The following is a 13,248-nucleotide window of genomic DNA, read 5'->3' on the forward strand; positions in this document are numbered from 1 at the left end:
CCTGCGCTCTTGTACCGTCCAATGATTTCGGGCTATGCTATTCATTCCGTTTTCGCATGAATTAAAACTACCGTCCTTACAAGCTCATGTCTGATGCCATCGCGCCGAACACCGAGATCCGCTTGCGCACGCGCCCGATTTCCATGGGGCACTTGCGCGCCTTGGAGGCCGTAGCCCGCCACCTCAACTTCCGCGCCGCAGCTGAGGAGTTGGCATTGACCCAAAGCGCAGTCAGCCGGCAGATTCAGTCGCTGGAAGAAGAAGTCGGTGTGCCCCTGTTTTTGCGCCACACCCGCGCCGTCGAGCTCACCGGAGCGGGGGGGATTTTGCTACGCGCCGCCTTGCCGTCCCTCGAAAGGATTGATGCGGCCGTGCGGCAAATCCGGCGAACGGCCGGGCGCAAAAGTGTGGCTATTTCAACCTGGGCCTCGTTCGCGTCCATGTGGCTGATACCCCGGCTGGAGGCCTTTCAAGCCGAATACCCCGATATCGACATCCGCATCGACGCCACCGACAACCCGGTGGACCTGGACACCAGCGATGTGGACCTGGCAATCCGCTACACCCAACCCGGTAGCGTGAGCCAGGACGCGGTGCGCCTGTTTGGCGAGCAGCTCACTCCAGTGGCCAGTCCTTGGCTGCTGAAAAGCGGAGCCCCCTTGCGCAAGCCCGCAGACCTGGCCCGCTTTGCGTTGCTGGAAGCCAGCGACACCCACCGGGTGCAGCACATCGAGTGGCTGACGTGGCGGCGCTGGCTGGAGCTCAACCAGCAGCCCCGTCTGGAGCCCAAGCGCTGGATGTACTTCAACTACGCCCACCAGATCGCCCAAGCCGCCCTCACCGGGCAAGGCATTGCCTTGGCGCGCATGCCCCTGGTGGCCGATAGTCTGGCCAGCGGTGACTTGGTCGAAGTGCTGCCCGGCGGGCGTATCGATACGCCCATGGTGTACTGGCTGCTCGTGGGGGCGCGAAACAGCAACCGGCCGGAAATCCGGGCCTTTTGCGATTGGCTGCAGGCGCAAGCTGCCATTACCCGCCAAGCAACCGGCGAAGTGCCTGACACCGACCTGCAGGCCCACCCCGACTGATGCACACGCCGGCTGCGTTGCAGCCACGGGGGCCTTGCCTGACAATGGCCAGCATGTCACACACACCCTTCATTCGTGCCCTGTTTCTTTCTGCGGCCCTGGCTGGCATGGCGACAACGGCCCTCGCCCAGAGCGATGCCATGGTGACCAAGCGCACCAGCAGCCTGCGGGAATCGCCCACGGACCAAGCCAGCACGCTGGCCCAGTTGCCGGCCCAAACACCTCTCACCCGCTTGCCTGCCCGGCAAGGTGCCTATGTGCAAGTCCGCACCGCACAAGGTGCAAGCGGTTGGGTGCATATGTTTGATTTGGCTGCACCGGCTGAACAAAGCTCGCTGGCGGCCACGGCTACCGGGGCCTTGCGCGGATTGAGCAACCTTTTCGGCCGCGGCACAGCGCCGGCCAGCCACAGCACGGCCGCTACGACCGTGGGCATCCGGGGATTGGGGGCAGAAGACATTGCCAATGCCCAACCCAACCCTGCCGCACTCGCGCAAATGGAAAGCCAGCGACAGGATGCCAGCCAGGCCCGCCGTTTTGCAGACAGTGCCGCATTACAGGTGCGGCAGGTTGAGCCCTTGCCCGTTCCCGCCCCGCCATCGCCCCCTCCGGCCCCCGGAAGGCGCAATGCAGAAGGGAGCAACTGATGACCGCCCACGTTGTTGCCCGGCTCACCACATGGCTCAGCCTCTGCGCGCTCCTGAGCTGTTTCCCGCTGCAAACCCGCGCTGACGAGCCTGCCAAAGCGCTGGGCAACTTGCTACAAAACCTGATGAAGGGCGCCGGTGGCGCGACCATGACGCCGGGCAACGCCGCAGCGCCCGGGTCAGCCAACGACTTGCTGAGCCTGCTCAACCAATCGCTGGACACTGTGGATGAGCCCAAGGAGCTGGAACTCGGCAGGCAGTTGGCTGCCATTTTGCTGGGTGCCAAACCTCTGTCGCCCAATATGGCCTTGCAGCGCTACGTCAACCGGCTGGGCCGCTGGCTGGCCCAGCAATCGACCCGGCCTGATTTGCCATGGACTTTCGGGGTGCTGGAGGACGCCGGGTTCAACGCCTTCGCGGCCCCGGGCGGCTATGTGTTCATCACAAAAGGACTGTTAGACGCGGTGAAAGACGAGTCGGAGCTGGCGGGTATTCTTGCGCACGAAATTCAACACGTGGTGGGCAAGCACCACCTCAAGGCCATGCGCAAAACGGCGCAAGCGGGGCTGCTCACCAGCGTCATAGCGGCACGTTTGAGTGATCGAACCCAAGGGGCACTGCAGGGGCAGCTGCTCCTGGTCGGCAAAGACATGTACGCCAAGGGCCTGGACCAGTCGGACGAGCTTGAGGCTGACCGGACCGGTGTGGCTTTGGCTGCACGGGCGGGCTTTGATCCCTATGGTCTGGTGGCCGTACTGCAGGGCTTGCGCACCGCAGCCCCGGACAACCCGATGTTCAGCCTGCAAATCAGCACCCACCCGCCCACCGAGGTGCGCCTGGAGCAGCTGGAGCAAGCCATGGGACAGCGGCTTGACGCCTTCAGCGGCGCGCCGTCTCTCACTATCGCCCAGCGCCTCGCACGCGGCGTGGGGCGCTGAGGCACGGCACCGTTGACACCCGTCACGCTGAAGCGCCGTCTGCTGCTGGCCTCTGCGGCTGCGGCCTGTGCACCCACCGCCTGGGCCCTGCCCCCTGCCCGCTTGAGGTTTCCACGGGATGCGGGCAGCCATAACGACTTCAAAACGGAGTGGTGGTACGTCACCGGGTATGCCGAGGTGCCGGCCGCCACCGCAAGTGGCACACGCTTACTCGGCTTTCAGGTGACCTTTTTCCGCAGCCGGGTAGACGCAACCCAAGGCATGCAGTCCCGCCTGGCTGCGCGCCAGCTTTTGTTTGCCCATGCGGCTGTCACCGATGTGGAGGGCCGCAAACTCTGGCACGACCAGCGCATAGCCCGGTGGTCCGGCGAGCCCGGCGGCCGCAACCCGGCCGATGTGGGGTTTGCCGACACCACGGATACCGGCGTGGTGCTGCGGGACTGGTCGCTACAACGCACTGGCCCGCATCTGCAAGCCACAGTGCAAGCCGCCGATTTCAAGCTGGACCTGACGCTGCAAGCCAGCCAGCCGGTCCTGCTCCAGGGGGTAGACGGTCTGTCCCGCAAAGGGCCGGATAGCCGCCAGGCGAGCTATTACTACAGCCTCCCCCAGCTGCGGGTGAGTGGCAGCATCCGCCTGCGGGACCAGCAGCACACGCTTGCGAAGGGCAGCACAGCCTGGCTGGATCACGAGTGGAGCCAGGAAGTGCTGCACCCCCAGGCGGTGGGCTGGGACTGGATAGGCATTAACTTCTTTGACGGCAGCGCACTCACGGCCTTCCAACTGCGAGAAGCCAACGGACAAGCACTTTGGGATGGCGGCTCTTTCCGCAGCGGGACCGGGCAGCGCTACGTGTTCAGCCGGGGCGAGGTGCTGTTTAAACCCACACGGCGCTGGGTCAGTGCACTGAGCAAAGCCAGCTATCCGGTGGAGTGGATCGTGCGCACACCTGCGGACTTTTACACCGTGCGGGCGCTGTTGGACAACCAGGAGCTCGACAGCCGTGGCTCCACAGGCGCCATCTACTGGGAGGGCCTGTGCGAGGTTTTTGACAGCAGCAACCGGCCGGTAGGAAGGGGCTACTTGGAAATGACCGGCTACGCCAGTGCACTCAAAATGTGAAGCAATTGCTATTAATTTGTGAGCGCATAGCGCATATTCAACCAGGGCTTCAGGCCCTATTGACCTTGCGCCGCTCGCGACCTGCCAGCCAGCGCAAGACCAGCGCATGAAATGCCTCCGGCTGCTCCAGCATGACCCAGTGGCCGCAACGTAAACCGTGTGCAGCACCCTCTTCAGACGCGCGCAAGGTGTGAAGCCAGCGGGGCGAATGAAACATGAAGGGCTTGCGCTCACCGTAGACATAGAGCACGGGGCAGTCCAGACGCACGGGCTGCGTGGACAGACCGCCGCGGATGCCCAGCCATCGCATGGCGTAGGGAAAGTTCATGGTCCAGCTGAGTTTGTCCGGGGTCACGGGGCAGCGCATGACGCGTGACATCCAGCGGGTCATGCGGTTGGCCAGCCCTGCATGCACATAGCGCCCCACCCACCAGGCTTGGGCCAGCCACAGCTGGTAGCCGGCAATGGCCATTTTTTGTCGCCCCGTGAGGGACTGCAGGTAGGCGCCGGCATTGTGATCGCCGATATCGACTGCCACCACCGCTTCGACCCGCTGCGGGTGACGCATGGCCAGTTCATAGCCGAAGATGCAACCCCAGTCATGGAGCATCAAAGTGACGGGAGCGCCGGGGCTCACGGTTTGAATCACGGCCACCAGGGCGTCCACCACATCGTCGAGACGAGGAACGACAGGCGGCTCAGCTTGCCCGGGGCCGAAGCCCGGTAGCGTCATGCGCACGCACCGGTATTGATTCTGAAGGGCTTTGACCGTGCCGTCCCACACGTCCAGGGTGTCCGGCCAGCCGTGCAGCATGAGCACCGTGCGCGAGCCACGCCCTTCTAGTTGTACCTCCATGCCTTGAATAGGCATTTTTCGGGTCTGCATGGTTCCTCCTGATTTTCTGGAGAGCTTACAGCGTCTGGAATGCAACAAAATGAAACAAATCGAAAACACGGTGCTATCAAACCCATAGCTGCTTGCGCAATACTTGCAACCAGCACAGGCGGGTGAGTTTATTTCGCGCACGCTCCTTGCAGCCTTGGCCCTTACCCTCACCTGAGTTCTCATGAGTACATCCGATCGCCCCAAGTCCACCAACCCCAAGTCGCTGAGCGGGCTTTTGCCTTTTCTGAGGCCTTATCGGGGCCGGATCGCGATGGCGCTGCTGTTTCTGGTGTTAGCTGCCGGGGCTACCTTGGCTTTTCCAGTGGCATTGCGCAGCCTGATTGACGGGGGCCTGGTGCAAAGCGACAAGGGCGCGCAGGTCATGGCTTTGCGGGATCACTTTGCAGCCTTGTTTGCCGTGGCGGTGGCGCTGGGAATGTTTTCGGCAGCGCGTTTTTACATGGTGAGTTGGCTGGGCGAGCGTGTCACCGCAGACTTGCGCAACGCGGTGTACAGCCATGTGCTTCAGCAGAGCCCGGAGTTTTTTGAGACCACCCAGACCGGCGAAGTGCTGTCTCGCCTGTCGGCGGATACGACGCTGGTGCAAACCGTCGTCGGGTCTTCGTTGTCGATGGGGCTGCGCAATGCGGTCATGGGTGTGGGCGCACTGGCGGTTCTGGTCTGGACCAACCCGGTCGTCATGTTGCAGGTGCTCGTGGTGTTGGTGCTGATTGTTCTGCCGAGCTTGTGGTTCGGCCGCCGCGTGCGCAAACTCTCACGCGCCTCACAGGACCGGGTGGCGGATTCGAGCGCCATTGCGGCGGAGGTGCTCAATGCCATTCCGGTCGTTCAAAGCTACAACGGTGAAGGCCGGGAGACTCAAAGGTTTGTCGACTCCACCGACAACGCCTTTGCCGTCGCCACCAAGCGCAGCCTGATGCGCTCTGCGTTGGTGGCCTTCATCATCATTGCTACCAGTGCCGCCCTGCTGTGGGGCCTGTACCAAGGGACCCAAGCCGTTGCTGAAGGGCGGATTACCGCCGGGCATTTGGGGCAGACGGTGGTGTACGTGATTATTCTGGCCAGCGCCTTTGCGGTCTTGGGTGAGGTGTACGGCGATTTACTGCGCGCTGCCGGCGCCACAGAGCGTTTGATGGAGCTGCTCGGCACCCAGTCGCCCATCACTTCACCATCAAATCCCGTGCTAGCCGCTATGCCACTTGCGGGGAGTGCTATTCATTTTGAAGCAGTGAATTTTCACTATCCTTCACGCCCCCAACAGCTTGCGCTCAACAACTTCAGCCTGAAGGTGTTGCCGGGGCAAACAGTGGCGATCGTCGGGCCGAGCGGCGCAGGCAAAAGCACGGTGTTCCAGTTGCTGCTGCGGTACTACGATCCACAGAGCGGCAGCATTGTTCTGGACGGCGTGGAGACACGGCAACAAGCTTTGGCCGGGCTGCGGCAGCGGGTGGGCATTGTTCCGCAGGATGCCGTAATTTTCTCCAGCAGCGCCCTGGAAAACATTCGCTACGGAAAGCCAGAGGCTACAGATGCAGAGGTCCATGCCGCGGCACGGGCTGCCTTTGCCCATGAGTTTATTGAGGCATTGCCCGAGGGCTACGACACTTTTCTCGGGGAACGCGGAGTGCGCCTCTCCGGGGGGCAGCGCCAACGCATCGCCATTGCACGCGCCATGCTGAAGAATCCGCCGCTGCTTTTGCTGGACGAGGCCACCAGCGCCTTGGACGCTGAAAGCGAACGCATGGTGCAGGCAGCGCTGGAGTCGGCAATGCGTGACCGCACTACGCTGGTCATCGCGCACCGGCTGGCAACTGTGCAGAAAGCGGATTTGATCGTAGTGCTTGACCACGGCACCCTCGTGGAGCAAGGCACCCATGCGGAATTGGTTGCCAAAGGCGGTGTCTACGCAGGACTGGCTGCCCTGCAATTCAATGCCTGAGACCAATTTGCCCCAAAACCCTAGCCGTGTTCCGGCGCGCCAGTTGATTGAATAAAGGCACCTAAACACCTAAAATCAAGCCTTCACTTCCGGAGGCTTGTATGGAAATCAGTCGCACCAAGGTCCGTCAGCCGGAGCAGGTACAAGCCACTAAACGCGCTGAAGCGATTCAGCGCGAAGCCGTCCGCCAAGCAGCGGCGACCGAGCTGAAGCCTCCCAAAGCACAAGAAGCCGAGAAGAAGCCTGTGGTAAACGGGCAAGGACAGGTCATCGGCACCCGACTCAATGTGAGCGCCTGACTCTCAGGAACGGGCTGTGGCTATCGGTGCAACCAACAGTGCAACGCCGTCGATTCAATCGACGCTGAATCGCGCACGCCTTGAACAAGCCAAACGGGAAGCTGAAAACGCAGAGAGCAAAGTCGAGACTCTTCAGCAACAGACCGAGCAGGCTGAGCAGGAACTGCAGACCCGCCAAACTGCAGTACAGGCGCTTACGTCCCGTAAAACTCAAGAAGATACTACCTACATCGGCCAACTCCGAGCAGCAAAGGCCTTGGTAGCACCTGCCACCCAAGACTTTCTGGTGCGGATGTACAGCGCCACCTCAGCGAAGTTTGCCGCCAGTGGCAACGCCTTGCGCGACAACCTGAATGCCCGACCATTCATCAACACCATGGGCCAATCGACAGGGCGCATCGTGGATCTCACCGCCTGAGAAACTATAAATTTTTTGCATAGTTAGCATATTAAGTGGCCTTGGACAGGCGGGCGGGGTCAGCCTACATTGCGGACCTTGACGACGACTACAAGGAGCAATCATGTCGCAACAGCCCGGCGTTCAACAGACGCCCACCGCCCAATCCGCAGCCCCTACCCATGCGCTGCCTTCGTATCTCCAAGCAGACCACCTTGGCCCTTGGGGCATTTATCTTCAGCAAGTAGACCGGGTAACCCCGTATCTGGGCCACTTGGCACGTTGGGCGGAAACCCTCAAGCGCCCCAAGCGGGCGCTGATCGTGGATGTGCCCATCCAACTGGACAACGGCACTGTGGCTCACTTCGAGGGCTATCGCGTCCAGCACAACACATCACGCGGCCCGGGCAAAGGGGGAGTTCGCTTTCACCAAGATGTGACCCTTTCCGAGGTGATGGCTCTTTCGGCCTGGATGTCGGTGAAAAATGCCGCTGTCAACGTGCCATATGGCGGCGCCAAAGGCGGTATCCGCGTAGACCCCAAGACTTTGTCCATGGGCGAACTTGAGCGACTGACCCGTCGGTACACCAGCGAGATCGGCATCATCATCGGACCGTCCAAAGACATTCCGGCACCTGACGTCAATACGAACGAGCAGATCATGGCCTGGATGATGGACACCTATTCCATGAACGAGGGCGCCACAGCGACGGGCGTGGTGACAGGCAAGCCGATTGATCTAGGTGGCTCTCTGGGGCGGCGTGAGGCAACAGGCCGTGGCGTCTATACCGTAGGCGTAGAAGCCGCTCAGCACCTGGGCCTCGATATCAGCAAGGCTCGGGTGGCAGTACAGGGCTTTGGTAATGTAGGCGGGATTGCTGCCAAATTGTTTGCGCAAGCAGGCGCTCGGGTTGTGGCGGTACAGGACCACGGCGGTACGATCTACCAGGAAGCCGGCATAGACGCCAATGCCCTACTCGCCCATGTGGCACGACAGGGAAGTGTTGCGGGATTTGCCGGAGTGGAGACGATTGACGCAAATGCTTTTTGGGACGTCCCTTGCGACATCCTGATTCCGGCGGCACTGGAACAGCAGATCACCGCAGCAAACGCCCACCGCATTCAGGCGAAGTTAATCATTGAAGGTGCCAACGGCCCCACGACACCAGCCGCCGATGATATTTTGCGGGACCGCAATATCCTGGTCGTACCGGATGTGATTGCCAATGCGGGCGGCGTGACCGTGAGCTACTTTGAATGGGTTCAGGATTTCTCCAGCTTCTTCTGGAGTGAAGATGAAATCAATGCCCGCTTAGTGCGCATCATGAAAGACGCATTCGCAACGGTCTGGGAGGTAGCGAGTGAGCACCGCGTCAGCTTGCGCACCGCTACTTTTATTGTTGCCTGCAAGCGCATTCTGCATGCCCGTGAGTTGCGCGGACTTTACCCTTAACAGGCCCTGAAACTGGACGCGCGGACTTATTGAAGCGTTGTCTTGCGCCGGGCAGGCAGGGGAATCGCCACCAGTTCGATCCCCTCCTCTACCAGCTCTTTGGCCTCGTCCATAGTGGCCTGCCCGCGGATTGCTCGCTCCTGGGTTTCTCCGTAGTGAATCCTACGGGCTTCCTCGGCAAAGCGATCACCAACGTCGTCTGTGTGAGCGAGCACATGCTCAACGACCTTAGAAATGACCTTCTGCAATTCAGCGTGAACGCTCTCAGGCAAGGGCTTCTCTCTGGACAAGTCTGCCATCTTCTTGCTACCGGACTCACCCGCCATTGGAGTCACCTCAGATACGGGAGCGGACGCCCCGGAGAGGTTCAGCCGCGGAGCGCTCAATTTCTTGTGTACTTGAATGGAAGAGCAAGTAGGGCAAGCGACGAGGCCCCTCTCCAGCTGTTCTTGGTAGGCACCCTCTGAGGCAAACCAACCCTCAAACACATGGCCGGAGACACAGGACAGATCCAAGACTTTCATACCAAAGCTCTGGAGTCGCAATCAACGAGCCGACTGCCACTCAGGCGACCACGCACCTGACGTGAAGTGCTGCAACCAAAACGCCCCCGCCATCGTTTTCGCATCGGTAACCCGACCATCCAGACACCATTGCAATAGCTCGGAAACAGGCAAATCAAAGACATCCAGAAACTCGCCGGAATCTAACTGCCGTGGGCCGGGCTTCAAACCGCGTGCAAACCAGACCTCAATGAACTCAGTGGAATAAGCGATTACAGGATGAATAACACCCGCACGCGCCCACTCTGTAGCTTGATAGCCAGTCTCTTCGGCCAGCTCGCGCTGAGCACACGCCAAAGTTGACTCACCAGCATCAAGTTTTCCGGCTGGAAACTCCACCATGACAGAGTGGACTGGATACCGGAACTGACGCTCTAAAACAACCCTTGCAGGTCGATCGGTTGACTCCAGCAGGGGAATCACCATCACCGCGCCAGGATGAACGACATATTCCCGGGTAGCTGCTTGCCCATCTGGCAGCGCCACGGTGTCTCGCAAGACCTTCAGAAAGGAGCCTTGAAAGCACTGCGCACTGGAGAGAAGCTCTTCACGCAAGTGCCCATCGGCCTCACACTCACTCATGGCGCTTAAGGAGGTAGCGGAAAACAAAGCCCGGGAAAGCAAGGGTCACAAACAAAGTGCCGGTGACTGCGTAAAACTCCCAACCTTGCGGCGCGATCTGGCCGACACTGCGCTCCAGAAAAAGACCCAGCCCACCCACCACAAAATAAAGGATCACCAACTCAATGAAGCGGAGTGGCAATGTTTTTTCCTGCGACCCGATAAACCCAAAGAGCTTGCGAGTCACGAATGGAAAGTTTGCCGCTGCCACTGCCAGGAGAAGCAGCGCAAACACACCCGAAGAGTTACCCATTTAGCATTGCCAAAGCAGGAGCGCCTAGGCTCACATTCCCAGCATTTGACGAACAGAGGCAGCACAGAGCGCCATCAATCCGCCTGGTGCCAGTCCGAGGAGCAACACAAGCGCACCGTTAATCGACAAGACCACACGCACGTCAGCAGGGGCAGTGACCGTGGTCGCAGTAATTGGTTGATCGAAATACATCACCTTAACCAGGCGCAAGTAGTAGAACGCACCGATCAACGACATCAGTACGGCGAAGATCGCCATACCCAAGTAGACCGGCTCACCAGGCACGATCAACGCCTGCAATACGGAAAGTTTTGCATAGAACCCGACCATCGGTGGAATGCCGGCCAGGGAAAAAGCACAGATAGCCATTACTGCAGCGTACAAAGGGCTGCGCTGATTCAGGCCTGCGAAGTCAGAGATCTCTTCACTCTCGAAGCCTTCACGCGACAGCAACAAAATCACACCGAAGGTCGCAAGCGTCGTCAAAACGTAGGTAACGACATAAAACATGGCTGAGCTGTAGGCGTTCGCAGCGAAAGTAACAGCATCACCTTGCACAACACCGGACATCAGACCCAAAAGTACAAATCCCATTTGGGAAATGGTGGAGAACGCCAACATGCGCTTGAGGTTGGTTTGGGCAATGGCTGCCAGATTCCCGATCAACAGGGAGCCGACAGACAGAACCATCAACATTTGCTGCCAGTCACTGGCCAGGGGGCGCAAACCTTCCACCAACAAGCGGATGCAGATGGCGAAGGCAGCCAGCTTGGGCGCTCCACCGATCATCAAAGTGACCGCTGTCGGTGCACCCTGGTAGACGTCAGGGATCCACATATGGAATGGCACGACTCCCAACTTAAACGCCAAGCCAGCAACAATAAACACCAAACCGAAAACCAAGACATCAGGCCGGACTTGACCACTCGAAATCGATTTAAACAATTGAGTAATGTCCAGGGTACCTGTGGCTCCGTACAACATGGACATGCCGTAGAGCAAAAATCCTGACGCCATCGCTCCAAGTACAAAGTACTTCATGGCAGCTTCTGTCGCAGAAGCATTGTCACGACGAAGTGCAACCAAGGCATAGCTCGACAAGGTGAGCAACTCCAGCCCCATGTAGGTGAGAAGCAGGTTGTTGGAGGAAATCATCACGAACATGCCCAGCAGGGCCAACATGTTCAATGTAAACAATTCACCACCGCGAAGCATGTCACGGTGGCCGGCATAAGGCCTTGCGTAGACCAGTGAAACCATGACGGCTATGGCAGCGAAACATTTGAGCCAATTTCCCATGGCGTCGCTCACGACCATGTTCCCGAAGCCGTAATAAGTGTGCCCCGCCAAAGCTAGTTGGGCTTGCGCGTAGGCCACAACCGCAAGTGCCAGCATGGTGAGCACGTAGGTCAGATTCCGGAGTGGCGTTTTCACACCAAGGTCTATCAACAAGATGGCACAGGCTGCCACCATCAAGATAATTTCCGGAAAGACCGTGATCCAACTGATTGTGTCAATCATCATCATTCTCTCAATTCAGTTCGATCAGTTCAATTTTGTAATGGCTACGTGCTTCAAGAGCTCTGCGACAGAGACATCCATGACATCTGTGAAAGGCTTGGGGTACAAGCCCATGGCGAGGACCGCAATAGCCAACAAACCCAACATCAAAAACTCACGTGCGTTGATGTCCTGCAGCCCCTTAACATCATCGTTCGCAACCGGACCGAGATAAACGCGCTTGAACATCCACAAGGTGTAGGCGGCTCCAAAAATCAAGGCACTAGCGGAAGCGAATCCCACCCAGAAATTGAATTTCACCGCACCCAAGATAACCATCCATTCACCGACAAAACCTGCGGTTCCCGGGAGGCCGCAATTTGCCATGGCAAAAAACAGACCGAAAGCAGCGAACTTGGGCATGGTGTTAACAACGCCGCCATAGCTCGATATTTCACGCGAATGCACGCGGTCATACAAAACACCGATAGACAGGAACATCGCACCCGACACAAAACCATGCGCAATCATTTGAACGAGGCCACCGGACACACCGAGGTCGTTAAAGATGAAGAAGCCCAAAGTCACGAATCCCATGTGGGCCACCGACGAGTAGGCCACCAGCTTTTTCATGTCTTGCTGCACCATGGCGACCAACCCGACATAGACCACCGCCACTAGAGACAAGCCCACCATCAGACTACCCCATGTATGGGCGGCGTCGGGAGCGATAGGCATGGAAAACCGCAAGAATCCGTAAGCACCTAGCTTCAACATGATGGCAGCAAGTACAGCGGACCCACCCGTAGGAGCTTCAACGTGCACATCGGGCAACCAAGTGTGTACCGGCCACATTGGTACCTTGACGGCAAAAGCTGCGAAAAAAGCAAAGAAGAGCAGTGTCTGGGCTGTCTCACCCAAGGGCAGAGCGTGCCACTTAGCAAGGTCGAAGCTCCCTCCCGATTGCGTATATAGGTAGATCAAAGCTACCAGCATCAGCAAGGAACCCAGCAATGTATACAAGAAGAACTTGAACGCTGCATAAATCTTGTTGGGGCCACCCCATATGCCGATGATGAGGTACATCGGAATCAGGGTTGCTTCAAAAAACACATAGAAGAGCATGCCATCAAGGGCTGAGAACACACCGATCATGAGACCACTCAAGATGAGGAAGGCACCCATGTATTGGTTTACCCGCTCGGTGATCACTTCCCACGCAGCGATAACAACGATCACGGTGATGAAAGCAGTCAAGGGGACAAACCAAAACGAAATGCCATCTAGGCCAAGGTGGTAGTTCACATTGAATCGCTCGATCCAAGGAACATTCTCCACAAACTGCATAGCAGCAGTCGCGTTATCGAACTGGCTGTACAGAGGTAGAGTCAGCAAAAAGCTGACTAACGCTCCGACCAAAGCCACCCAGCGGACAGCGGTAGCTTGCTCATCCCGCCCCAAAGCGAGAAGTAGGCAACCAAACGCTATAGGCACCCAGATAGAAAGGCTCAACAAACCCAT

14 protein-coding genes are annotated in these 13,248 nt (G+C 58.7%); 8 read left to right on the forward strand and 6 right to left on the reverse strand.

Annotation, left to right across the window (positions count from 1 at the left end; genetic code table 11):
* Nucleotides 1-86 precede the first annotated feature (86 nt).
* Genes QZW03_RS02545 through QZW03_RS02560 form a run of 4 tightly spaced genes read left to right on the forward strand, consistent with a single transcriptional unit; the run spans nt 87 to nt 3,795 of the window.
* On the forward strand, nt 87-1,088 hold the full coding sequence (locus QZW03_RS02545) for a LysR substrate-binding domain-containing protein (protein WP_296508026.1): 1,002 nt from the start codon (nt 87-89) through the stop codon (nt 1,086-1,088).
* A gap of 53 nt (nt 1,089-1,141) precedes the next feature.
* Nucleotides 1,142-1,735: an SH3 domain-containing protein gene (locus QZW03_RS02550; RefSeq protein ID WP_296508028.1), complete on the forward strand. Its 594-nt coding sequence runs from the start codon at nt 1,142-1,144 to the stop codon at nt 1,733-1,735.
* Nucleotides 1,735-2,673, forward strand: coding sequence for a M48 family metalloprotease (locus QZW03_RS02555; RefSeq protein ID WP_296508029.1), 939 nt, complete (start codon nt 1,735-1,737; stop codon nt 2,671-2,673). The genes QZW03_RS02550 and QZW03_RS02555 overlap by 1 nt, the downstream gene beginning before the upstream one ends.
* A 12-nt stretch (nt 2,674-2,685) precedes the next feature.
* Complete coding sequence (locus QZW03_RS02560; RefSeq protein WP_296508031.1) at nt 2,686-3,795, forward strand: carotenoid 1,2-hydratase; 1,110 nt, start codon at nt 2,686-2,688, stop codon at nt 3,793-3,795.
* A 49-nt stretch (nt 3,796-3,844) separates the two neighbouring features.
* Here QZW03_RS02560 and QZW03_RS02565 read toward each other — a convergent pair whose 3' ends face one another.
* Nucleotides 3,845-4,681 (reverse strand): alpha/beta hydrolase, encoded by an 837-nt coding sequence (locus tag QZW03_RS02565; RefSeq protein WP_296508033.1) that lies wholly within the window; start codon nt 4,679-4,681, stop codon nt 3,845-3,847.
* 181 nt (nt 4,682-4,862) lie between these two features.
* On the opposite strand from QZW03_RS02565, the gene QZW03_RS02570 reads away from it, so the two are divergent.
* From QZW03_RS02570 to QZW03_RS02585, 4 genes are all read left to right on the forward strand, one after another.
* Nucleotides 4,863-6,641 (forward strand): ABC transporter transmembrane domain-containing protein, encoded by a 1,779-nt coding sequence (locus tag QZW03_RS02570; RefSeq protein WP_296508035.1) that lies wholly within the window; start codon nt 4,863-4,865, stop codon nt 6,639-6,641.
* Nucleotides 6,642-6,742: 101 nt separating this feature from the next.
* A complete protein-coding gene (locus QZW03_RS02575; protein ID WP_296508036.1) occupies nt 6,743-6,940 on the forward strand; it encodes a hypothetical protein in 198 nt (65 codons plus the stop codon).
* A gap of 16 nt (nt 6,941-6,956) precedes the next feature.
* Complete coding sequence (locus tag QZW03_RS02580; protein WP_296508038.1) at nt 6,957-7,358, forward strand: hypothetical protein; 402 nt, start codon at nt 6,957-6,959, stop codon at nt 7,356-7,358.
* Nucleotides 7,359-7,461: 103 nt separating this feature from the next.
* A complete protein-coding gene (locus QZW03_RS02585; RefSeq protein WP_296508039.1) occupies nt 7,462-8,790 on the forward strand; it encodes a Glu/Leu/Phe/Val dehydrogenase in 1,329 nt (442 codons plus the stop codon).
* A 26-nt stretch (nt 8,791-8,816) separates the two neighbouring features.
* On the opposite strand, the gene QZW03_RS02590 is transcribed toward QZW03_RS02585, so the two are convergent.
* Genes QZW03_RS02590 through QZW03_RS02610 form a run of 5 tightly spaced genes read right to left on the reverse strand, consistent with a single transcriptional unit; the run spans nt 8,817 to nt 13,248 of the window.
* On the reverse strand, nt 8,817-9,314 hold the full coding sequence (locus tag QZW03_RS02590; protein WP_296508040.1) for a DUF1178 family protein: 498 nt from the start codon (nt 9,312-9,314) through the stop codon (nt 8,817-8,819).
* Nucleotides 9,315-9,335: 21 nt separating this feature from the next.
* Nucleotides 9,336-9,935 carry an NUDIX hydrolase gene (locus QZW03_RS02595; protein WP_296508041.1) on the reverse strand — a complete coding sequence of 200 codons (600 nt, stop codon included), beginning with the start codon at nt 9,933-9,935 and terminating at the stop codon, nt 9,336-9,338.
* A complete protein-coding gene (locus QZW03_RS02600; RefSeq protein WP_296508042.1) occupies nt 9,928-10,227 on the reverse strand; it encodes a DUF2818 family protein in 300 nt (99 codons plus the stop codon). The genes QZW03_RS02595 and QZW03_RS02600 overlap by 8 nt, the downstream gene beginning before the upstream one ends.
* Before the next feature lie 30 nt (nt 10,228-10,257).
* Nucleotides 10,258-11,748: an NADH-quinone oxidoreductase subunit NuoN gene (nuoN, locus tag QZW03_RS02605; RefSeq protein ID WP_296508313.1), complete on the reverse strand. Its 1,491-nt coding sequence runs from the start codon at nt 11,746-11,748 to the stop codon at nt 10,258-10,260.
* Between the two features lie 24 nt (nt 11,749-11,772).
* The gene (locus tag QZW03_RS02610; protein ID WP_296508044.1) at nt 11,773-13,248 is read right to left on the reverse strand and encodes an NADH-quinone oxidoreductase subunit M; all 1,476 of its coding nucleotides are present in this window, start codon (nt 13,246-13,248) and stop codon (nt 11,773-11,775) included.

The organism is Rhodoferax sp. (genome assembly GCF_013297935.1).
Classification (GTDB): Bacteria; Pseudomonadota; Gammaproteobacteria; order Burkholderiales; family Burkholderiaceae_C; genus Allorhodoferax.